Raw genomic sequence first — 23,124 nt, forward strand, 5'->3', positions numbered from 1 at the left:
TGAACGATATTTTAGGCACGCATTATAGTCCAATTAGCCATCATATTTAACTCCAAATTGCGCTTTTCATAAAATTAACTTTTTAGCTTTATTTATAATCCGTTTTAGCTAATAAAATAAAAGGGAAAGTGACGAAATGGCTAAGTTTTGTTATAACGGGTGTTAGCGTGTTAAAGGGGCACTCAATGTTCAAAGAAAAGCTAATAATAATCATCACTTTAGTTATGCTGTTATGTGCATGTAATATGCAAGAACAGCCAACTCAACTTGCCCACATCAAAGAGCAAAACAAAATACGTGTTGGCACGTTAGCAAGTGCGAGCAATTACTATCAAGCAGTTCAGGGCGAGCAAGGCTTTGAATATGAGCTTTCTCAGGCTTTTGCTGATTACTTAGGTGTTGAACTTGAAATAGTCCCCTTTTTTAATTTATCTGATATGTTTGATCGCCTTGAAAGTGGTGACTTAGACTTAATTGCCTCAGGACTTACTTACAACAAAACGCGTGCGGAGCAATATAGGTATGGCCCAACTTACAGAACAATCAGTCAAAAATTAGTATATAAACAAGGCCGCGTTCGTCCTCGTAAGTTTGACGATCTAGATGGAAACTTTACGGTTATAGCAAAAAGTAGCCACTCACTTACCCTGCAAAAAGCTCAAAAAAACAACCCATCACTCAGCTGGATAGAAAGTGAAGAATTTGACGAAGAAGAACTTTTACAAGCGGTTATAGATGGTGAAATAGACTACACCCTTGCTGATTCCCACACTCTTTCGTTATTTCGCCGGTATCACCCTAATTTAAGTATTGGCTTCTCAGTAAGTCATAATGATCCAATTGCGTGGATACTTCGCAAGTCAAAAGATGATTCTTTATATGCGCTGCTCGTGCCATTTTTTGGTGAAGTAAAACAAAACAACCAACTTTATGTACTCGAAGAAAAATATTTTGGTCATGTACGCCAGTTTAACTATGTAAATACATTGGCTTACATAGAAGCAATAAAAGAAACGTTACCTACATATCAGCCATGGTTTGAACAATATGCAGGAGATCTTGATTGGCGTTTATTAGCTGCTTTAAGTTACCAAGAGTCGATGTGGAACCCTCGCGCTAAATCACCAACGGGAGTTCGCGGTATTATGATGCTTACACGCATTACAGCTAAACAAGTTGGTGTAACAAATCGTCTCGAGCCTGAACAAAATATTCGTGGCGGTGCTCAGTATCTAAGCAAATTAATAACTCGTATTCCTGATAGAATTCCTCAACCAGACAGGACATGGCTTGCTTTGGCTGCTTATAATGTTGGTTGGGGTCATGTGAACGACGCGCGGATTATCACCCAACAACAAGGGGCAAGCCCAGATAAATGGGCCGATGTAAAAAAACGCTTACCGCTATTAATCAAAAAGCGATATTACCGTAATACACGTTATGGCTATGCCCGTGGCGATGTGGCTGTAAAATATGTTGATAATATTCGCAGATACTACGACGCGCTGGTATGGCTTGATGAAAACAATGCGATGACCGAAGAAAATATCACTACAGAGCGTGATGACACCAGCAATATAAAACAAGATGAATCGCCATAGCGGATTATGGATTAATGCGATATTTATTAATTATGAAAGTTTACGGCTTCAAAGTAGTGGGTAACTAAAATATCTGTTTACTTGTCATTAAATGATCACTAATGTGTGGTAATTGTATATTTCAATTTTTTCAAAGATATATCTTGTGCCTTTCTCACTCTCACGCATTAGGAGAACACATGCTAAAACGTAGACGCACACAAAAATTAAAAAGAAACGTTATTTATTCAACGGCGACACGTCGTCGTATCATGTTACGTGGTTTACACAAAAAAATAATTTGGCGTCGCCGTATGTTTGCTATGCAACAAATGGAAGCACAAGACACTATACCAGCGGGCAATTAATAATATTTCTAAGCCCCACGAGCAGCCTTTTTGGCTGCTTTAATTTGCGCCCTTCTTCGCTTAAAAAATTCAGATATAGTGTTACCACATTTGTCGGCTAATACCCCTCCAACAACTTCTACTTGATGGTTAAGCCTTGGCTCCTGCAGTAAATTCATAATAGAGCCAGCTGAACCAGTTTTTGCATCTGGAGCTCCAAATACTAAACGCTTTATTCTGCTATGCACTAATAATCCTGCACACATAGAGCATGGCTCAAGTGTTACATATAACGTGCAGTCAATTAAGCGATAATTATTGAGTGCTTTGCCAGCTTCTCGTACTGCAATCATTTCGGCATGAGCTGAAGGGTCATTATCAGTTATAGAACGATTGTATCCAGATGCTATAAGTTGATTATCTTTTACTAAAACAGCACCTACTGGGATCTCATTAAGCTGCTCGGCTTGTTTTGCATACAAAAGCGCTTGTCCCATCCAATAAACGTCGTCAAATGGCTTGTTCATTATTTCTTCTTAAATTACGTTTTATACTTTAATTATACCTAGTTAACATCCTAAAGCGCGGCAATGATTACTTTATTGCAAAAATAAAACACTATTTAGCTGTTAATAATGGCTCACTGACGCTGATTTACGTTATAATCTCTCGCTTTTTTTATTTAGCTCACAACACGGGTAGCGAATGAAATTTCCTGGACGCCGCAGGCATAAACATTATTTTCCAGTGGAAGCCAAAGATCCACTAACTAATCAACTTAACGCAACAGATAGATTACAACGTAGCTATATTACGGGTATCGATCAAATCGTTGTTGATATAGAAGCAAAAGTTGATCAAGCTTTCCTTGATGAGTTTCAACTACGCAGAGGTATGTCACAGGTTATAGACAGTGACATAACAAATGCTCTATACGACCGCTTAAAATTAAACGAAATGGTTGATTATGAATTTGCAGGTGGAACCATTGGTAACACAATGCACAACTATTCTGTACTTGCAGATGATCGCTCTGTTTTATTAGGCGTAATGAGTGAAAACATTAAAATTGGCAGTTACGCATACCGCTTTTTATGTAATACCTCAAGCCGTGTAGACTTAGATTATTTACAACCTGTTGATGGTCCAATAGGCCGTTGTTTCACTCTTATTGATGAAACAGGCGAACGCACCTTTGCAATCAGTGCGGGTTTAATGAATTACCTACGCCCAGAATCAATAGATAAATCGTTGATAGAAAACTCATCGGCTTTAGTCATTAGTGCATACCTTATGCGAACACAAGATGACGAAACCATGACAGATGCAACTATGCAAGCAGTTAAATATGCTAACGATGCTGGCGTACCTGTTGTTCTTACACTCGGCACTAAATTTTTAATTGAGCAAGACCCTGCTTGGTGGGCAAACTTTGTTGAAAAGCATGTAGATATTCTTGCTATGAACGAAGAAGAAGGCTTTGCTATTACAGGGTTTGAAGACCCGCTTTTAGCAGCAGACAAAGCACTAGACTGGGTAGATCTTGTTATATGCACTGCAGGTGAAAAAGGGCTATTCATGGCAGGCCATGTTGACGACAGCTTTAAACGTGAAACCGAATACCCACTACTGCCTGGTGCTATTGCAGACTTTAATCGCTATGAATTTTCACGCGCTATGCGTAAAGCTGATTGCGAAAACCCTATAAGAGCATACAGCCATACAGCTCCTTTTATGGGCGGACCCGACTCAATCAAAAATACCAATGGCGCTGGCGACTGTGCACTCGCTGCTGTACTACATGACTTATCAGCAAATGTTTATCATAAGCTTAATGTCGCTAACTCAGCAAAGCACGATCAACAAGCTATTACATACTCATCTCTTGCACAAATTAGTAAATATGCAAACAGAGCAAGTTATGAAGTACTTGTTCAGCACTCTCCCCGCTTATCGCGTGGATTACCTGAGCGTGAAGATTGTTTAGAACAGGTTTATTGGGAGCAATAAGCTCCCTTCATCTCTCTAAAAGATAGAAATATCAAGCTTTTTAGATAGTAGCTCTAATGCTGCTATTCCTGCTACTGAGTTACCAAACGAATTAAGCCCTGGGGAATAAACGGCTACTGTAAACTTATTAGGTAATACCGCAAGAATAGTTCCTGATACCCCTGATTTACCTGGCATACCGACCCTATACCCAAAATCACCCGCAGCATCATATAAACCACTGGTAAATAATAGTGAATTAAGCTGTTTATTTTGACGACTACTTAAAACCTGCTCACCAGATGGCTGATCAACTCCTTTATTTGCTAAAAAGCTATATGCCTTAGCGAGTTCAACACAATTAAGCTCAATAGAGCAAAAGTTGAAATACGACCAAAGCACATCATCAACGTCATTCTCAAAATTACCAAACGATTTCATCAAATGCGCCATAGCAGCATTGCGGTGTCTAAATTCATACTCAGAATTAGCCACTTTTTTATCAATCACAATGCCGCGATTACCTGATAGTAATCTGAATGTTTCGAGCATCGAATGCATAGGTGCAGACAAGCGGCTATAAAGCGCATCACAAGTAACAATAGCACCCGCATTTATGAATGGGTTACGCGGCACACCTTTTTCAAATTCAAGTTGCGTAAGCGAGTTAAACGCTGTACCAGAGGGCTCCTTACCTACCCTGCTCCAAAGTTCGTCACCATAACGCTGTAACGCCATGGTTAATGTCATCACTTTAGATACTGATTGAATGGTAAATCGCTGAGAACAATCACCTGCGCAAATGATTTCACCCTCAGTAGTGTATATGGCAATAGAAAACTGCTCAGGGTCAACCTCAGCAAGTGCAGGGATATAATCGGCTACTTTCCCTTTAGACAGTAAAAGGGCGACTTCTTGAGTAATTTCATTTAATACACGTTGGTAATCTGTAGTAGGCAATTAACACCTCAAATAGATTTAGCTAAATGAAAATTTTACCATGCCTCAGATTAAACGAGCTAGTTTAGTTAGATGAAATTAATTGTATTGTGAATTATGTTCACAATAAACAATCTAACGTGAGGATAAACGACAAGAAAAACAATTAATGATAAACACCACTAATTAGCAAATTAAATAACCTATTAATATTATCTAAACATAAGGCTATTATTAACCAACCCTTAAACTCTTTAACAGTAATATTTAATCAATCCCAGGTAGAAAAGCTGACGCTAATAGGGTTAAAGGTATCAGTTATTAGACAGAGATAAATAATATAACCTTGTTGTTTATATTATTACCTTACTTATAACTAGATCTTTTAATTATACGAATTAGTAAAGCTCGCCTTGTAATTGTAACTTAATTGATTTACTTCATTTCAAAATACAAAAAGCGTCACTTTACTGCAACAGGCTTCGCTTAATTAAAGTCGTTACACCACTCACTTGAATATCCGAGGGATAAAAAGTCATATTGCTGATAGCATACTTTAATTGTGTTGGTCGGCATTATATAAGCTCACTTTAGGATTGGTATTATTACTGAGCTGGGTATGCTTAACGCCAATTCACTAAACCCCAGACAGCAAAAAACCCGTTACATTGCTGTAACGGGTTTCTCTTAATTAAATCCTGGTAATGTCCTACTTTCACATAGCAAATGCTACACTATCATCGGCGCTGTTTCGTTTCACTACTGAGTTCGGCATGGGATCAGGTGGGTCCAAAACGCTATTGTCACCAAGAAAATTCTTTTCAATTTTCTTATTTTTATTAAGATTAAAGTCCTTCGACTGAATTTGAAGCCTGGTAATGTCCTACTTTCACATAGCAAATGCTACACTATCATCGGCGCTGTTTCGTTTCACTACTGAGTTCGGCATGGAGTCAGGTGGGTCCAAAACGCTATTGTCACCAAGCAAATTTGGTCGTTAATCCGTATTTCTACGCACTAACTGAATTTGGAAAATATCTGATAATATTTTTTAAGTTTTTCTGTCAGTAATATCTACTTTAGTTATTAACTTCTGTCTTAACTGTCACACAAAACGCGTTTGGCGTTGTATGGTTAAGCCTCACGGGTAATTAGTACAAGTTAGCTTAATGGCTCACACCACTTCCACATCTTGCCTATCAACGTTGTAGTCTTCAACGGCCCTTCAGAGACTTTAAAAGTCTAGTGAGAACTCATCTCGAGGCCTGCTTCGCGCTTAGATGCTTTCAGCGCTTATCAGTTCCGAACGTAGCTACCGGGCAATGCCATTGGCATGACAACCCGAACACCAGCGGTTCGTTCACTCCGGTCCTCTCGTACTAGGAGCAACCCCTCTCAATTCTCAAACGCCCACGGCAGATAGGGACCGAACTGTCTCACGACGTTCTAAACCCAGCTCGCGTACCACTTTAAATGGCGAACAGCCATACCCTTGGGACCGACTTCAGCCCCAGGATGTGATGAGCCGACATCGAGGTGCCAAACACCGCCGTCGATATGAACTCTTGGGCGGTATCAGCCTGTTATCCCCGGAGTACCTTTTATCCGTTGAGCGATGGCCCTTCCATTCAGAACCACCGGATCACTATGACCTACTTTCGTACCTGCTCGACGTGTCTGTCTCGCAGTTAAGCTGGCTTCTACCATTACACTAACCGTACGATGTCCGACCGTACTTAGCCAACCTTCGTGCTCCTCCGTTACTCTTTGGGAGGAGACCGCCCCAGTCAAACTACCCACCAGGCACTGTCCGTAACCCCGATTCAGGGGCCAACGTTAGAACATCAAAACTACAAGGGTGGTATTTCAAGGACGACTCCAACAAGACTAGCGTCTCATCTTCAAAGTCTCCCACCTATCCTACACATGTAGGTTCAATGTTCAGTGCCAAGCTGTAGTAAAGGTTCACGGGGTCTTTCCGTCTAGCCGCGGGTACACAGCATCTTCACTGCGATTTCAATTTCACTGAGTCTCGGGTGGAGACAGCGTGGCCATGGTTACACCATTCGTGCAGGTCGGAACTTACCCGACAAGGAATTTCGCTACCTTAGGACCGTTATAGTTACGGCCGCCGTTTACCGGGGCTTCGATCAAGAGCTTCTCCGAAGATAACCCCATCAATTAACCTTCCGGCACCGGGCAGGTGTCACACCGTATACGTCATCTTGCGATTTTGCACAGTGCTGTGTTTTTAATAAACAGTCCCAGCCACCTGGTCACTGCGGCTCCCGTCCGCTTAGAGAGCAAGTCTCATCACAGATAGGAGCGTACCTTCTCCCGAAGTTACGGTACGATTTTGCCTAGTTCCTTCACCCGAGTTCTCTCAAGCGCCTTAGTATTCTCTACCTGACCACCTGTGTCGGTTTGGGGTACGATTCGGTATAATCTGAAGCTTAGAGGCTTTTCCTGGAAGTATGGCATCAGCAACTTCATCACCGTAGTGACTCGTCTCGTGTCTCAGGTTTAATGTTCGTCCGGATTTACCTAAACAAACGCCCTACTCACTTTCACATGGACAACCATCGCCATGCTTGCTTAGCCTTCTCCGTCCCCCCATCGCAATTATACCAAGTACGGAAATATTAATCCGTTTCCCATCGACTACGCCTTTCGGCCTCGCCTTAGGGGTCGACTTACCCTACCCTGATTAACATGGGATAGGAACCCTTGGTCTTCCGGCGTGCGGGTTTTTCACCCGCATTATCGTTACTCATGTCAGCATTCGCACTTCTGATACGTCCAGCATACCTCCCGGTACACCTTCAACCGCTTACAGAACGCTCCCCTACCACTCATACAAAGTATGAATCCGCAGCTTCGGTGCATAGTTTAGCCCCGTTACATCTTCCGCGCAGACCGACTCGACCAGTGAGCTATTACGCTTTCTTTAAAGGATGGCTGCTTCTAAGCCAACCTCCTGGCTGTCTGGGCCTTTCCACATCGTTTCCCACTTAACTATGACTTTGGGACCTTAGCTGGCGGTCTGGGTTGTTTCCCTCTTCACGACGGACGTTAGCACCCGCCGTGTGTCTCCCGGATATTACTTTACGGTATTCGGAGTTTGCAAAGGGTTGGTAAGTCGGGATGACCCCCTAGCCTTAACAGTGCTCTACCCCCGTAAGTATTCGTCCGAGGCTCTACCTAAATAGATTTCGGGGAGAACCAGCTATCTCCCGGTTTGATTAGCCTTTCACTCCTAGCCACAGGTCATCCCCTAACTTTTCAACGTTAGTGGGTTCGGTCCTCCAGTTGATGTTACTCAACCTTCAACCTGCCCATGGCTAGATCACCGGGTTTCGGGTCTATACCTTGCAACTATTCGCCCAGTTAAGACTCGGTTTCCCTACGGCTACCCTAATCGGTTAACCTCGCTACAAAATATAAGTCGCTGACCCATTATACAAAAGGTACGCAGTCACAGAACAAGTCTGCTCCTACTGCTTGTACGTACACGGTTTCAGGTTCTATTTCACTCCCCTCACAGGGGTTCTTTTCGCCTTTCCCTCACGGTACTGGTTCACTATCGGTCAGTTGGGAGTATTTAGCCTTAGATGATGGTCCACCTATATTCAGTCAAAGTTTCACGTGCTCCGACCTACTCGATTTCACTTAAAATGTCTTTTCATGTACGGGACTATCACCCTGTATCGTGGCACTTTCCAGAGCCTTCCATTAACACATAATAAGCTTAAGGGCTGTTCCGATTTCGCTCGCCGCTACTTTCGGAATCTCGGTTGATTTCTTTTCCTACGGGTACTTAGATGTTTCAGTTCTCCGCGTTCGCCTCGTTAACCTATGTATTCAGTTAACGATACCTGCAAGCAGGTGGGTTTCCCCATTCGGAAATCCTAGTCTCAAGTGCTTTTTACTAGCTTGACTAGGCTTATCGCAAGTTAATACGTCCTTCATCGCCTCCAACTGCCAAGGCATCCACCGTGTACGCTTAGTCACTTAACCATACAACCCAAACGGGTCTTTGTTTTGTGACAGTTTAACTTCGCCAGAAGTTAATATTGAATACTAAAGTAGATACCAATCAATCAACTCAAAGAGTGATTAAATGGCACTGAATGATACTGCTATCATTCTTTTTTACTTTTGAAAACTCTGTACAAATAACAATGTTATTCATACGAATTTTATTATCAGCTTTTCCAAATTTTTAAAGAGCATATTAATTAACTAAGCCAGTGGCTTAACTAATTAACAATCATCTGTGTGGACACTACGAACAAATAAGTTCTAAATCGTATAAGGAGGTGATCCAGCCCCAGGTTCCCCTAGGGCTACCTTGTTACGACTTCACCCCAGTCATGAATCACTCCGTGGTAAACGTCCTCCCGAGGGTTAGACTATCTACTTCTGGAGCAACCCACTCCCATGGTGTGACGGGCGGTGTGTACAAGGCCCGGGAACGTATTCACCGCGTCATTCTGATACGCGATTACTAGCGATTCCGACTTCATGGAGTCGAGTTGCAGACTCCAATCCGGACTACGACGCACTTTAAGTGATTCGCTTACCTTCGCAGGTTCGCAGCACTCTGTATGCGCCATTGTAGCACGTGTGTAGCCCTACACGTAAGGGCCATGATGACTTGACGTCGTCCCCACCTTCCTCCGGTTTATCACCGGCAGTCTCCTTAGAGTTCTCAGCATTACCTGCTAGCAACTAAGGATAGGGGTTGCGCTCGTTGCGGGACTTAACCCAACATCTCACAACACGAGCTGACGACAGCCATGCAGCACCTGTATCAGAGTTCCCGAAGGCACCAATCTATCTCTAGAAAGTTCTCTGTATGTCAAGTGTAGGTAAGGTTCTTCGCGTTGCATCGAATTAAACCACATGCTCCACCGCTTGTGCGGGCCCCCGTCAATTCATTTGAGTTTTAACCTTGCGGCCGTACTCCCCAGGCGGTCTACTTAATGCGTTAGCTTTGAAAAACAGAACCGAGGTTCCGAGCTTCTAGTAGACATCGTTTACGGCGTGGACTACCGGGGTATCTAATCCCGTTTGCTCCCCACGCTTTCGTACATGAGCGTCAGTGTTGACCCAGGTGGCTGCCTTCGCCATCGGTATTCCTTCAGATCTCTACGCATTTCACCGCTACACCTGAAATTCTACCACCCTCTATCACACTCTAGTTTGCCAGTTCGAAATGCAGTTCCCAGGTTGAGCCCGGGGCTTTCACATCTCGCTTAACAAACCGCCTGCGTACGCTTTACGCCCAGTAATTCCGATTAACGCTCGCACCCTCCGTATTACCGCGGCTGCTGGCACGGAGTTAGCCGGTGCTTCTTCTGTCAGTAACGTCACAGATGTGAGGTATTAACTCACACCCTTTCCTCCTGACTGAAAGTGCTTTACAACCCGAAGGCCTTCTTCACACACGCGGCATGGCTGCATCAGGCTTTCGCCCATTGTGCAATATTCCCCACTGCTGCCTCCCGTAGGAGTCTGGACCGTGTCTCAGTTCCAGTGTGGCTGATCATCCTCTCAAACCAGCTAGGGATCGTTGCCTTGGTGAGCCATTACCTCACCAACTAGCTAATCCCACTTGGGCCAATCTAAAGGCGAGAGCCGAAGCCCCCTTTGGTCCGTAGACATTATGCGGTATTAGCAGTCGTTTCCAACTGTTGTCCCCCACCTCAAGGCATGTTCCCAAGCATTACTCACCCGTCCGCCGCTCGTCATCTTCTAGCAAGCTAGAAATGTTACCGCTCGACTTGCATGTGTTAGGCCTGCCGCCAGCGTTCAATCTGAGCCATGATCAAACTCTTCAATTAAAAAGTTTTGTGTCTTTCGACAGCTCAATGAATTCTGAATTTATTTAATATCTTTCGATATTGAATTGACTGTGCTGAATAACTACTAAGTAATTATTCTGTTGGTCACTCAGTTTCAATTGAGACTCTAATTTGTTTGCCTCACTACCTAAGTAGCTTGGCTGTTAGAACTCAATCTGTACGAGTGCCCACACAGATGATTGCTTTATATTATTAAAGAACGTTTGAGTTGCCTTAGCGACTCAAGGGAAGCGAATCTTACGCTTTCCTGTGTTTTTGTCAACACTTAATTTTAAATTTTATAAAAATCTAAACTCAAGTTTTACTCGACTCACTAAGAGACTTGCTTGCAGCTTAAGCGTTGCCTGCTCTGCCGTCTCAGTGGGGTCGCATTATAGGGAGCCGCGAATTTAACGCAAGCCTTTTTTAGCTAAAAAAGTAATTTAAATTGCACCCCAAGCAAGCGCACACCCTAAACACAAGTTACTCACAAAACCCTGTGTATAACTTTACTTTTTAAGCTGATTTTCTCTGCTTTAACATCTAAGAGTCATCAATAAAAAAGCACCTTTAATAAAGGTGCTTTTATTTAGCCGAACTTATAATCAGCTTTTAATATAAAATACTGTATAGCTTTCTACGGTATTTAGCTGCGAGCGCATCGCCATCTGGTAGAGAAGCTATTATAGCTAAAAAGCTCGGTTTAGCTTCGTTATAGTTAAGGTCCTTTTGTAGTACTTTGAATAGCACTTCTAATGCCTCTTCTTTTCTTCCTGCTTCGTTTAATAAAGCACTGAGCTCTTCTTTAAGTTCTAAATCGTTCGGATACTTATCTACTTGCTGTTGCTTTTGTTGTATCTCTGGAGAATCTTTTGCATCTAAAGCAGCTTCGCATTTTGCTTTGATGTTATTGAAGTACGCATCTTGATCTTGCGAATCAATCGTTTCTATTAATGCTTGAGCTTCATCTAATTTGTGAATTTGAATACAAATATCAGCAAGCACTAATTTAATACGTACATTAGTATTATCTATTTCGTATGCTTGCTTTGCATAATTAAACGCTGCATTGAGGTCTGACTTAATTAAAGCCTGCTTAGCTTGTTCTAATAGCAAATCCTGTTGAGCAGGTAAGTGCTTAGATAGAGCTTCCCGTATTTGTGACTCAGTTTGGGTACCTGCAAGCAAATCGACAGGGGCAGAGTCTTTTAATAGCACAAGCGTAGGCAGCGTTTGTAAGCCAACCTGTTGTGCTAATTGTGAAGCTAGTGCTTGCTCTGCATCACAATCTAAATTCGCTATTACTATATGGCTTGTATATTCAGCTGCTATTTTATCTAAAATTGCAGCCTGCCCAATACAATCAGGACTTTGAGGTGAGAAAAAGTTAAGTAATACTAATTTTTGTTGTGATGTTTCCCCAAGGACCTGCTGAAGGTTTTGTGCATTAATACTTACTATATTACTCATTGAATTGATTGCCATACTTATCTATTTAGGGTTTTATATGGTGATTAACATAATAAATACAAGTCGTATAACTAAATCACTCGGCATACATAACCAATTAATGAGGCAAATCATGAAACTATCTTACCTTAGCGCTGCATTTTTATTTGCAGCTCCGCTTTTGCAAGCTAAAGGACTTGACCTAGACCTAAACAAAACAATGCCTAGTATTGAAAAGTTTTACCTCGATTTACATCAATCGCCAGAACTTTCATACAGCGAAAAAAAGACAGGTAAAAAAATAGCTAACCAACTTAATATGCTTGGATTCGAGGTTACAGATAATGTAGGTGGGTATGGTGTTGTTGGTATTTTTAAGAATGGCAATGGCCCAACAGTTATGATACGCACAGATACGGACGGCTTACCTATTACAGAGCAAACAGGTAAACCCTACGCTTCAACTGTAAAAGTTGTTGACGAGCATGGTGCAAAAGTTGGTGTTATGCATGGCTGTGGCCATGATATTCATATGAGCTCATTTATAGGCACTGCCGAGCAACTCACTACTCATAAAAATAAATGGAAAGGTACATTAATGATGGTTGCACAACCTGCAGAAGAGGTTGGAGGTGGAGCTAAAGCGATGTTAAATGAAGGTTTATTTAGTAAATACGCAAAGCCCGACCACGTTATTGCATTGCATGTTAGTGCCAGTGTCCCTGCTGGTAAAGTAACTATGAAAAATGAATACACCATGGCAAGTGTGGATTCTGTTGATATTAATATAAAAGGTAAAGGTGGCCATGGCGCGTACCCTCATACCACTATTGACCCGGTAGTTATTGCTGCACGCACAGTACTTGCTTTACAAACGATTACAAGTCGCGAACTTTCACCTTTAGAACCATCTGTTATAACAGTCGGCTCTATACATGGCGGCTCTAAACATAATGTTATTTCGGATGAAGTGAAACTGCAACTTACACTGCGTAGTTACAACCCAGATGTACGCAATGCACAAATTGCTGCAATAAAACGCATAACCGCAGGTATTGCGCAAAGCGCAGGGCTAGATGAAAGCGATTACCCTGCTGTTATAGTCCATGAGGATGAATCAATTCCATCTACTTATAATAATCCTTCGCAAACTAATATAGTACGAAGTGCTATTAAAAATGCGATAGGCGACACAAACGTACTTGAAACCCAAGCCGTAATGGCAGGTGAAGACTTTGGTCTTTATGGCCGTACCGACGAAAATATCCCAATTACATTATTTTGGTTAGGCGGAGTTAACCAACAACAATATGTAAAAGCGATGAAAAATAACGAAACACTTCCTTCATTGCACTCAAGTAAATTTGCACCAGATTATAAAGTAGCTTTACCTACTGGTATAAAAGCCATGAGTAATGCGGCAGTTGCATTATTTAATACAAAATAAATCCCACTTAAGGGCTCAGCCATTAAACTGTTGTTGAGCTCTTTTTATAATTAGATTTTTTAAATGGTGCTTTTTTACTGCGCTTGGCAAAACGCTTTTTAGGCGGTGTTTGGGGCAGTTTTGAAAATACATGGCTATCGCAATTAGCTGCTTGCATTACAAAGCCTTCAAGCTCCACCAGCAGCGGTTGTAAAAATTGTTGGTAGCTCATTGCTTGTTGAGCAATGCTGCCTAAACTCGCCTCCCACTTTGCTGTTAAGTCAGGACTTGCTAAACCTTCAGGCAAAACACTAATTAATGCAAGGCCTGTTTCGGTAGCTTTGATTGTTTTGCCTTCACGCTTTAAAAAACGCCGTTTAAATAACAACTCTATAATGCCTGCACGAGTAGCCTCTGTGCCTAAACCATCAGTATCTTTTAGTATTTTTTTGATATGTGGATCTTTTACATAACGGCTAATCCCCGTCATAGCACCTAGTAAAGTTGCATCAGTAAAATGAGCGGGAGGTGAAGTAAGCTTTTCTACTACATCACCTTGTGTACATACCAGGTCCATCCCTTTTTCAAGGTAAGGTAAAGTAGCCTCTTCTTTTAATTCTGATTTACCCATTAATACCTTAAACCCCAAACTGACTTCTTGTTTAGCGTTGGCTTTAAATAAACCACCAGCAATTGTCACCTCTGCTTTAGTTTCGTTATAAATATAGTCTGGGTAAAACTGGATCAAATAGTGCCTACAAATAAGCTGATACACTTTTGCTTCATCCTTGGCTAAGCTAGCTGACTTTAATTGCTTTGCCGTAGGTACTATAGCGTGATGCGCAGCTACTTTTGAGTCATTAAAGCACTTACTGCGCTGCTTAGTATTTGCACCATTTACTAACTCCACTTTTTGACCGTCATTAGTTGCGATTGCTTTTAAAATTGAAGGTGCATCTAAATGGTGTTCTTTAGGCAAATATCGATTATCTGAGCGAGGATAAGTAATTAATTTATGGCGCTCATAAAGTGTTTGGCAAATATCAAGCACCTGTTGGGCAGCCATACCAAATGCCTTTGCTGCATCTATTTGCAGTGCTGATAGATTATAAGGTAGAGGTGCACTTTGCTTTTTTTGTTTTTGTTCAAGCGATGTCACCTCTCCTGTTTGATTAGTGATACGCGAAGCCACGTTTTCGGCCAATGCTTTATTTAGCACTCGCCCCTCTTCATCTTGATAAGGTTCGCAAGCTTTACTCGGTACCCATTTTGCTTTAAATACCTGCTTCTCAGGAGTAACTAAACTAGCTAGCACCTCATAAAATGGTTTTGATATAAAATTAGCTATCTCAGTATCACGATTTACCACTAAGCCCAAAATTGGCGTTTGTACGCGCCCAACTGAGAGTACATTACCAAACCCTGCTTTTTGTCCCGCTAAAGTATAAGCCCGAGTGAGGTTCATACCAAAAAGCCAATCAGCTCGTGAACGTGCAAGTGCTGATACACTTAATGGAATAAATTCCCGATTAGAGTGCATACTACTAAGCGCTTTTTTAACTGCAACTAAGTTTAAATCGCTTATAAGTAGACGCTGAACACCTTGCTTTTTAGCTTTGCTTATTTTGGCTTGTTCTATCACCTCATCTACAAGTAACTGCCCTTCACGGTCGGGATCGCCAGCATGAACTAACGTTGATGCCTGTTTGATTAGCTTTTTTAGAATAGTTAATTGCTTACGAGTTTTAGGTTTAGCTTTTAACTGCCATTGCTCAGGTACTATAGGGAGATGTTCTAATTGCCATTTTTTATAGCGTTCATCGTAATCATCTGGTTCAGCTTGTTCTAACAAATGGCCAATACACCACGAAACACAATCACCATTGGCGACTTCAATGTAACCGTCGTGTTTTTTATGTGGTTTTGGGAGCGCATCTGCAATTGCACGTCCAAGTGATGGTTTTTCTGCGATGTAGAGTTTCATGCGCTGGCCTACAACTGGTTATATAAACAGTAGTTTAGCATAACTATTTTAAAGAGGGGGAGTTTTTGATTTATTGTCAGGTTCAATAAATAGATGCTGGTAATAATTTGCAAAACTCAAAGCTGGGCTACTAATTAAGCCCAGCTTTATAATTTGAGCATTACCTCACATCAATAGGGTCAGACTCTTTCGCCTTACCTTGTAATATAGATATTTCAACTCGGCGATTCCGGCGTCGGTCTTCATTTGTCTCGTTAGGCACAAGCGGCCGAGTTTCTGCTCGCCCTACAACCATCATTCGTGTTTTATCAAACCCTTGAACTGTTTGCAATTCGCTAGCAACAGCCACTGCACGCTTAGACGACAAATCCCAGTTATTTACATATAACTCATTTGATACCTGAAAATCATCTGTATGCCCTGATACTGTAATTTCACCTGGTACGTCTTTTAAAAGTTCGCCAATGTCTTGAATAATCGGTTTAAACTTAGGTTGTAAAAAAGCACTGCCCGAAGGAAACGAGCCATTTTCTCTAATACGAATAATAATTTGCTGACCTAATGATTCAAGTTCTATTGCACCATCTATTATTTGCCTTTCTAACTGCTGCGCTATTTTTTTAACTAGCTCATTTGTTTGCTCTTGATCTGCAGCGGATATTGCTTGTTCTGATGACTGCTCTTGTGAGGTACTTCTAGATTCACCGCCACGTTTATCGCCTCGCTGTTCTTGCCTGCCGCCCGCTGAACTTTCATCACCAGCCTGAAACTCTAGCATTTGCTGGGTCATTTCAACGGTTTGCTGTTGAATAGTTTCAATGGGTGTAGGCTCTGGCTTACCTGGGGTAAATTCCATAGCGATAACCGATGTCCCTTTTGGGATATCTTTAACTTCAATTTTATTTTGCACACCAAAAGCAAACTTCATTGAACCTGCAATTTGTTTAAATTTAAGTACATCCATTTCTGAGAATGCCAATAAGAGTACAAAAAAGCACATCAATAGCGACATTAAATCAGCAAATGTACCCATCCAAGCAGGCAAACCGGGGGGTGGGCATTTGCACTCTTCATCAGACATGGTTACTCCTCGGTATCAACTTTACGCTTAGACTCAGCCAAGTAGTTTTTCAAAATACCTTCAATAACTTTGGGGTTTTGACCATCTTGAATTCCTAAAATAGCATCGAGAATCAAACGCTGATTCATCGCTTCTTCGTCTTTACGCAGCTCAAGTTTTACCTGAATCGGAATTGCTACTACATTCGCCAAAAATGCACCATACAGAGTGGTCAATAGTGCCACGGCCATTGCAGGTCCGATAGCTTTGGGGTCGTCCATGTTTGATAACATGGCAACGAGGCCTATCAATGTACCAATCATTCCCATTGCGGGAGCTATGTCGGCAAGTGCTTTAAATAAGCCAGCACCTAGTTCATGACGGGTCGTGGTTAGGGAAATATCCTTTTGAAGTGTAGCGCGCACAACATCTGCGTCATGACCGTCAACAAGCATGTCAACGCCTTTACGCATAAATGGGTTTGGGATTTCAGCTTCTTCGAGTGCTAAAAAGCCACCTTTACGGGCAGAATCCGCAAGCTCTACTGCTTTTTCTATTAACTCTTCAGGCGACTCAATTTTAAACATGAATGCCTTACCAACAACCTTACCTATCCCTAAAAACTGAGACATAGTGAAGTTTGATAAAACAATAAACAGCGAGCCACCAAATACAATTACACTTGAAGGCGCATCGGCAAACATGCCCATTTCACCGCTACTACTCATAAACATAGACATGACAATTAAGCCTATTGCGCCTAGGATCCCTATTATGGTTGCTAAATCCACATTTCCTCCAGAGATTTCATGTTTAAATGCCTTATCATAAACTTTTTATTATTAACTGCTTATCGGCAACATACTGAATTGCTTAAGTCATTTTTGTAAATAAACATAAAAGTTATATTTATTATTTTATATCAAGTTAGGCGCACTGCCTAATTATCGAGTTTTCCTGACTAATAACACTGATTAACACGCGATTAATCGCGCTAAATGTAAAAAACTCATATCATCCTTTGACCTAGTTTAGCATTCCCCCTAAAATTGGCTCCTAAATTTATCATGTAAGCTGAAATAAAGATGGCGACTAAAAAACCTGAAAACTTAAGTTTCGAAAAAGCACTAGAAGAATTATCAACAATTGTTAGTGAAATGGAACAAGGTGATTTATCGCTTGAACAATCATTAAAGCAGTTCGAGCGTGGTATTGCACTCGCTGGTGCGTCATCTGAAAAACTACAGCAAGCAGAACAAAAAGTATCTATTTTAATGGGTAATAGCGAAAAGTCAGCACTTACAAACTTTAATAATGATATGGAATAGTTGTGAGCATAAAAGACTATATTGAACGTGCTCAAATAGATGTAGCCACTACACTCAATAGCTACTTTGAACAACCGCTCGATAGCGATAAAACAATAAAAGAAGCCACTCATTACAGCTTATTTAATGGTGGAAAAAGGCTGCGCCCTTTTTTGGTGTACGCTGTTGGTGAAATGCTAGGCGCTAAAAAAAGTGACTTAGACGTTTTGGCTGCAGCCATAGAATGCATTCATAGTTATTCATTAGTACATGACGACCTACCAGCTATGGATGATGACGATTTACGCCGCGGCTACCCCACTTGCCATATTGTGTATGGCGAAGCGCAAGCCATTTTAGCGGGTGATGCATTACAAACTCTTGCCTTTGAACTTATAGCCACACATAACTTTAATTGCTCAGCGCAATCACAAGTAAAAATGATTGCTGCACTTGCACATGCATCAGGTATTGAAGGGATGGTGGCAGGACAAGGTTTAGACATTGCCGCAACTGACAAAGTTGTTTCTGTACAAGAGCTTGAGCGCATCCATAAGTTAAAAACCGGTGCACTAATTAACTGTGCTATAACACTAGGTGCACTGTGCAGTGAAAAAGCAGATGAACAAACTTTAGAAAACTTGAGCGTTTTTGGGTATGCTATAGGGCTGGCATTTCAAGTACACGACGATATTTTAGACGTGGAAGGTGACACCTTTATACTAGGTAAACCACAAGGCTCAGATATAGAAGCGAATAAAGCGACATACCCGGCGTTATTAGGTATGCTAGGCGCTAAAGAAAAGGCGCAAAATTTAATAACACAAGCCCACGAAGCGTTAGCACTTATTGATGCAGATACTACGCTTCTTGCGTCGCTGGCAAATTACCTTATTGAACGTGACCACTAGTCACAGTTTAAGCGTATTGCAAATAGCACTGACATTATTACTTAACATTCGTTGTTCACTCCCATTTGAAAGCGAATGTGATCGAAGGATATAAAAAAGCCATGACACTTGATAGTAGCAAGTATCCATTACTTAACTTGGTTGACAAACCAGCTCAATTACGAGACTTAGCGCAAGATAAACTTCCCGAGTTTAGCAATGAGCTACGTGAGTATTTACTTAACTCTGTATCGCAAAGTAGCGGTCATTTAGCGTCTGGTTTAGGCACAGTTGAGCTTACAGTTGCACTTCATTATGTATATAACACACCAGAAGATCGTGTAGTGTGGGATGTTGGGCATCAAGCCTACCCGCATAAGATCTTAACGGGTCGCCGCGACCAAATGCATACTATTCGCCAAAAGGATGGTCTGCACCCATTCCCATTTAGAGATGAAAGTGACTACGACACATTCAGTGTTGGCCATTCTAGCACCTCAATTTCTGCAGCTTTGGGCATGTCAATTGCTGCACAAAAAGAAGGCGCAGGGCGTAAAACGGTTGCTGTTATTGGTGATGGCGCTATTACTGCGGGTATGGCATTTGAGGCGATGAACCATTTAGGCGATGTAAAATCAGACATGCTTATTATTCTAAATGATAACGAAATGTCGATTTCAGAAAACGTTGGCGCATTAACCAACCACTTTGCGCGTATTCTATCTGGTAGCTTTTACACCAACATTCGCGAAGGAAGTAAAAAGTTACTGTCTGGCGTACCGCCTGTTAAAGAGCTTGCCAGCAGAATGGAAGAGCACCTTAAAGGCATGGTTATCCCTGGTACGTTTTTTGAAGAGCTTGGCTTAAATTATATTGGCCCAATTGATGGGCACGATGTAAACATGCTGGTTGATACATTGCGTAATATGCGTAATTTAAAAGGCCCACAACTTCTTCATATAAAAACGCAAAAAGGTAAGGGTTACAAGCCAGCTGAAGCCGACCCTATTGGTTACCACGGCGTTCCTAAGTTTGATCCAAACACATCTAGCTTGCCTAAATCAAAACCGGGCGCCCCTACTTTTTCAAAAGTATTTGGCGACTGGCTATGCGACATGGCGCAGCAAGATGATAAGTTAATGGCTATCACTCCTGCCATGCGTGAAGGTTCGGGCATGGTGCGCTTTTCAAAAGAACATGCTGATAAGTATTTTGACGTCGCAATTGCTGAACAACATGCCGTAACTCTAGCCGCAGGTTTTGCATGTGAAGGCTTAAAGCCTGTTGTTGCTATCTATTCAAGCTTTTTACAGCGCGCATACGATCAGCTCATTCACGATGTTGCATTACAAAACCTCCCTGTATTATTTGCCATTGACCGAGCAGGTATTGTTGGTGCCGATGGCGAAACACATCAAGGCGCATACGATCTCAGCTTTATGCGTTGTATACCTAATATGGTTATTATGGCACCTAGCGATACTAATGAATGCCGCCAAATGTTGTACACCGGTTACAAAGCTAATTGCCCGGTTTCTGTTCGTTACCCTCGCGGAAGCGCTGGTACGGCAGATATTCAGAGCGATATGCAACTTTTCGAAATTGGTAAAGCAAATACAATAAAAGAAGGTTCAAAGATTGCCATTTTGTCATTTGGTACATTGCTTGAAAACGCACAACTTGCTGCAAATGAACTTAATGCAACGCTTGTTAACATGCGCTTTATAAAGCCGCTTGATACTTCACTGTTAAACGACATTATTAAAAATCATGATGTAATTGTTACACTTGAAGATAATGCCATTGCCGGTGGTGCAGGCTCTGCGGTTAACGAATACTTAGCTAGCCAGCAGGCCAATGTTAAAATACTTAACTTAGGTATTCCTGATGAGTTTATTAAGCACGGCACGCAAGACGAAATGCACAATGAAATGGGCTTAGGCGAGCAAGGTATTTTAAGTTCAATAAGGTCATTTACTGCTTAGTTAATTATTTTAACTGTTTATAAAAAGGAGCCTGTTGGCTCCTTTTTCGTTTTTAGCATTATTTTTTGCATCCAATTTAACTTTTAAGCCGTTATTGCTGTGAGGTTAACATGTAAATAATCAGTGCTGCTTAGTCTGTGCTTTATAAGCAAGCCCTTTATTTACCTAAATTTAATGGAATATTTAGAAGGTAAAAATGATGAATAAAGCTAATTTAACAACTCATACAGCACAAAAAAACACATTGAAACATACGCTTAGTTTTTCAGCGTTAACACTTGCAGTATTAATCGGCATTACAGGCTGTAGCTCAGACGATGGTAAAAACGGCGTAGATGGTATTGCAGGCATCGACGGACAAAATGGTACTGATGGAACAAATGGCAACCCAGGCTTTGCATCAGCCACATTTATTTTGGCAAACAATGGAAAAACCAACACGGGTACCATTGATTTAATTGACCAAAGTGCTTCTAAATTAAAAACTTTTAACACAACAGCTAACGAAGGCGTCGCTTTTGATAGCTTAGGTAATTTATTACAAGCAAGCGACAGCGAAAGTGGCAGTATTAAAACTATCTGTCAGCTTGCTAACCGTGCTGATGGCAGCAGCTATGATGCAAATACTGATCGCGAAATAACAGGTGCTAACACTACGCTCGTAAACCCTAAAGGAATTGCCGTAGCACAAAAAAGTGGCCTTATTTTTATTGCTGACTTTGGCGCGATGCAGGTAACGACTTTTGGCGCTACAGCAGCGGGTAACGCAGCCCCTTTAGGCACAACCATCACAGAAGCTGCACCGTGGGATGTTGATTATGATGAAACAAATGACCGTCTTTATGTAGCACTTACAAATGGTGATGTAGCCGTTTACGATAATTTTGTTGGTGGTGAATTTGCCGCTATGCCAAGTCGTACAATTACCCCTAGCAATAATGATGGTTTGCAAATATCTGTAAATATTCATGGTATTGTTTATGACTCAAATACGAATAAACTTGTTTTATCTGATGTAGGCAGTGCATCAGATGCAACCGATGGTTCGTTATTTGTAATCAATAATGCATCAACCGCAGATGGCTTAGTGAGCGTTGCACGCAGTATTGCCGGACCAGCAACAATGCTTGGTAACCCGGTTGATATTAGCCTTGAAGGGAGTGATTTGCGTGTAGCCGAAAAATCAAATGATGCTGTTCTTGTATTTAGCAATATTTTTTCAGGTGAAAGCGGCGATATTACTCCTGACTTAATCACTTCAACTATTAAACCTGAGTCAATTACTAAAGTGGGTATGCAAAATGTAATGGCTGACATTTCAGATAGCGATACCGCTAATGTGGCGCTTTTAGGAGTTGCCGTTAGCAGTAACCCGGGTACTACAGGTGAAACAACTGGGCAAATTAGTCGATTAAGCTCTCAACTTAACACTGAAATTGGCAACTATAATGCGGGTCAAACTATCGAGAGTGTAACTTTTGATAAAGCGGGTAATAGCTATACAACGTTCGATAACAGTACAACTTCTATTGGCGGTATTGTCATTTCAAATAAAGTGGCAATGAACAGAGATGGGCAAACGTATAATACAAACCAAGACAGTGTTATTACAGGGGCAAATACAGGCCTTATATCTCCTAAAGGTCTTGATGTAGCTTCTGATAGCGGTATGATTTTAGTTGCAGAAAATAATGCAGATACACCAAGTATCTCAATATTTTCAACGTGTACCACAGGAGATGCAAGCCCATTAATGACCCTTACTTTTGCTAACGGTGCGCGTCCTTGGGATGTTGATTACGATGCAAACACTGACCGTGCTTTTGTCGCACTCACAAATGGCACCGTTGCTGTATTCGACGAAGTCAAAAGCAAGCTTATGGCCGGAAATGCAAATATTGCTGTTGAAGACAGACTTATAACACCTGCAAATGCTGGAACCGCAGTAGAAGCGCCAACTAATATACATGGCATAGACTACGATTCGCTAAGTGGCTCGTTAATTCTCTCTGATGTCGGTAGCGCCGCTGTTGCTGATGATGGAAAAATATATGTATTAAATAACGTGGCAATGGCATCGGGGTTGGTAAATATCAGCACCACAATTAGCGGTCCAAATACCCTACTGGGTAATCCTGTCGATATTATGTATACCGGGACAGATTTATACGTAGCTGAAAAATCAAATAATGTAGTTATGCGTTTTAACAATATTTTAAGTATTGCCGGCGGTGATATTAGCGCCGATGCAAGCACTGCATTTACGGCACCTGAGTCAGTCGCAATATTACCAGCTTGGCTTAATCAATAGCGTTAACCTCA

The 23,124-nt window shown here is 41.5% G+C and carries 14 protein-coding genes and 4 rRNA genes; 8 read left to right on the forward strand and 10 right to left on the reverse strand.

Annotated features, from left to right (window positions below; translation table 11 throughout):
• The first annotated feature begins 185 nt into the window (after positions 1-185).
• Both mltF and MTP24_RS12490 read left to right on the forward strand, forming a co-directional pair.
• Complete coding sequence (mltF, locus tag MTP24_RS12485) at positions 186-1,601, forward strand: membrane-bound lytic murein transglycosylase MltF (RefSeq protein ID WP_010556929.1); 1,416 nt, start codon at positions 186-188, stop codon at positions 1,599-1,601.
• 179 nt (positions 1,602-1,780) lie between these two features.
• Positions 1,781-1,948, forward strand: a complete 168-nt coding sequence (locus tag MTP24_RS12490) for a hypothetical protein (protein WP_006791597.1) — start codon at positions 1,781-1,783, stop codon at positions 1,946-1,948.
• 8 nt (positions 1,949-1,956) lie between these two features.
• Here the strand turns inward: MTP24_RS12490 and tadA are convergent, their stop codons facing one another.
• Positions 1,957-2,454: a tRNA adenosine(34) deaminase TadA gene (gene tadA / locus MTP24_RS12495; protein WP_243531495.1), complete on the reverse strand. Its 498-nt coding sequence runs from the start codon at positions 2,452-2,454 to the stop codon at positions 1,957-1,959.
• 178 nt (positions 2,455-2,632) lie between these two features.
• Here tadA and MTP24_RS12500 point away from each other — a divergent pair, with 178 nt between their 5' ends.
• The gene (locus MTP24_RS12500) at positions 2,633-3,937 is read left to right on the forward strand and encodes an inosine/guanosine kinase (RefSeq protein WP_243531496.1); all 1,305 of its coding nucleotides are present in this window, start codon (positions 2,633-2,635) and stop codon (positions 3,935-3,937) included.
• Between the two features lie 15 nt (positions 3,938-3,952).
• Here MTP24_RS12500 and glsB read toward each other — a convergent pair whose 3' ends face one another.
• The 6 genes from glsB to MTP24_RS12530 form a co-directional block, all read right to left on the reverse strand.
• Positions 3,953-4,876 carry a glutaminase B gene (glsB, locus tag MTP24_RS12505; protein WP_243531499.1) on the reverse strand — a complete coding sequence of 308 codons (924 nt, stop codon included), beginning with the start codon at positions 4,874-4,876 and terminating at the stop codon, positions 3,953-3,955.
• A gap of 675 nt (positions 4,877-5,551) precedes the next feature.
• Positions 5,552-5,666: ribosomal RNA gene (gene rrf / locus MTP24_RS12510) — 5S ribosomal RNA — on the reverse strand.
• A gap of 59 nt (positions 5,667-5,725) precedes the next feature.
• Positions 5,726-5,840: ribosomal RNA gene (gene rrf, locus MTP24_RS12515) — 5S ribosomal RNA — on the reverse strand.
• Between the two features lie 145 nt (positions 5,841-5,985).
• Positions 5,986-8,872 (reverse strand): 23S ribosomal RNA (locus tag MTP24_RS12520).
• Positions 8,873-9,167: 295 nt separating this feature from the next.
• Positions 9,168-10,701, reverse strand: a 16S ribosomal RNA gene (locus MTP24_RS12525).
• Together the 16S, 23S and 5S rRNA genes form the textbook arrangement of a ribosomal RNA operon.
• 612 nt (positions 10,702-11,313) lie before the next feature.
• Entirely contained in the window at positions 11,314-12,171 is an 858-nt protein-coding gene (locus MTP24_RS12530) for a tetratricopeptide repeat protein (RefSeq protein WP_243531500.1), read from the reverse strand.
• Positions 12,172-12,283: 112 nt separating this feature from the next.
• On the opposite strand from MTP24_RS12530, the gene MTP24_RS12535 reads away from it, so the two are divergent.
• Positions 12,284-13,597: an amidohydrolase gene (locus MTP24_RS12535; protein WP_243531502.1), complete on the forward strand. Its 1,314-nt coding sequence runs from the start codon at positions 12,284-12,286 to the stop codon at positions 13,595-13,597.
• 22 nt (positions 13,598-13,619) lie between these two features.
• Here the strand turns inward: MTP24_RS12535 and MTP24_RS12540 are convergent, their stop codons facing one another.
• The 3 genes from MTP24_RS12540 to pomA form a co-directional block, all read right to left on the reverse strand.
• Positions 13,620-15,560 carry a DNA topoisomerase III gene (locus tag MTP24_RS12540; RefSeq protein ID WP_243531503.1) on the reverse strand — a complete coding sequence of 647 codons (1,941 nt, stop codon included), beginning with the start codon at positions 15,558-15,560 and terminating at the stop codon, positions 13,620-13,622.
• Positions 15,561-15,720: 160 nt separating this feature from the next.
• The gene (locus tag MTP24_RS12545) at positions 15,721-16,641 is read right to left on the reverse strand and encodes a flagellar motor protein MotB (RefSeq protein ID WP_006794258.1); all 921 of its coding nucleotides are present in this window, start codon (positions 16,639-16,641) and stop codon (positions 15,721-15,723) included.
• Positions 16,642-16,643: 2 nt separating this feature from the next.
• Positions 16,644-17,411, reverse strand: a complete 768-nt coding sequence (gene pomA / locus MTP24_RS12550) for a flagellar motor protein PomA (RefSeq protein WP_008132143.1) — start codon at positions 17,409-17,411, stop codon at positions 16,644-16,646.
• A gap of 294 nt (positions 17,412-17,705) precedes the next feature.
• On the opposite strand from pomA, the gene MTP24_RS12555 reads away from it, so the two are divergent.
• The 4 genes from MTP24_RS12555 (at position 17,706) to MTP24_RS12570 (ending at position 23,113) form a co-directional block, all read left to right on the forward strand.
• On the forward strand, positions 17,706-17,948 hold the full coding sequence (locus MTP24_RS12555) for an exodeoxyribonuclease VII small subunit (protein ID WP_006794260.1): 243 nt from the start codon (positions 17,706-17,708) through the stop codon (positions 17,946-17,948).
• 2 nt (positions 17,949-17,950) lie between these two features.
• Positions 17,951-18,838: a (2E,6E)-farnesyl diphosphate synthase gene (gene ispA, locus MTP24_RS12560; RefSeq protein WP_006794261.1), complete on the forward strand. Its 888-nt coding sequence runs from the start codon at positions 17,951-17,953 to the stop codon at positions 18,836-18,838.
• 101 nt (positions 18,839-18,939) lie between these two features.
• Positions 18,940-20,802 carry a 1-deoxy-D-xylulose-5-phosphate synthase gene (dxs, locus tag MTP24_RS12565; RefSeq protein ID WP_243531506.1) on the forward strand — a complete coding sequence of 621 codons (1,863 nt, stop codon included), beginning with the start codon at positions 18,940-18,942 and terminating at the stop codon, positions 20,800-20,802.
• Positions 20,803-21,001: 199 nt separating this feature from the next.
• The gene (locus MTP24_RS12570) at positions 21,002-23,113 is read left to right on the forward strand and encodes a hypothetical protein (RefSeq protein WP_243533722.1); all 2,112 of its coding nucleotides are present in this window, start codon (positions 21,002-21,004) and stop codon (positions 23,111-23,113) included.
• Positions 23,114-23,124: the final 11 nt, after the last annotated feature.

It is taken from the genome of Pseudoalteromonas sp. APM04 (assembly GCF_022809815.1).
Lineage (GTDB): Bacteria > Pseudomonadota > Gammaproteobacteria > Enterobacterales > Alteromonadaceae > Pseudoalteromonas > Pseudoalteromonas marina.

Bases quoted from the DNA above. Each gene is read 5' to 3' on its own strand.
- MTP24_RS12545 (WP_006794258.1), bottom strand. From the start codon at position 16,641: ATGTCTGATGAAGAGTGCAAATGCCCACCCCCCGGTTTGCCTGCTTGG.
- MTP24_RS12555 (WP_006794260.1), top strand. From the start codon at position 17,706: ATGGCGACTAAAAAACCTGAAAACTTAAGTTTCGAAAAAGCACTAGAA.
- MTP24_RS12540 (WP_243531503.1), bottom strand. From the start codon at position 15,560: ATGAAACTCTACATCGCAGAAAAACCATCACTTGGACGTGCAATTGCA.
- MTP24_RS12570 (WP_243533722.1), top strand. From the start codon at position 21,002: ATGAATAAAGCTAATTTAACAACTCATACAGCACAAAAAAACACATTG.
- MTP24_RS12530 (WP_243531500.1), bottom strand. From the start codon at position 12,171: ATGAGTAATATAGTAAGTATTAATGCACAAAACCTTCAGCAGGTCCTT.
- MTP24_RS12490 (WP_006791597.1), top strand. From the start codon at position 1,781: ATGCTAAAACGTAGACGCACACAAAAATTAAAAAGAAACGTTATTTAT.
- MTP24_RS12535 (WP_243531502.1), top strand. From the start codon at position 12,284: ATGAAACTATCTTACCTTAGCGCTGCATTTTTATTTGCAGCTCCGCTT.
- mltF (WP_010556929.1), top strand. From the start codon at position 186: ATGTTCAAAGAAAAGCTAATAATAATCATCACTTTAGTTATGCTGTTA.
- tadA (WP_243531495.1), bottom strand. From the start codon at position 2,454: ATGAACAAGCCATTTGACGACGTTTATTGGATGGGACAAGCGCTTTTG.
- MTP24_RS12500 (WP_243531496.1), top strand. From the start codon at position 2,633: ATGAAATTTCCTGGACGCCGCAGGCATAAACATTATTTTCCAGTGGAA.
- dxs (WP_243531506.1), top strand. From the start codon at position 18,940: ATGACACTTGATAGTAGCAAGTATCCATTACTTAACTTGGTTGACAAA.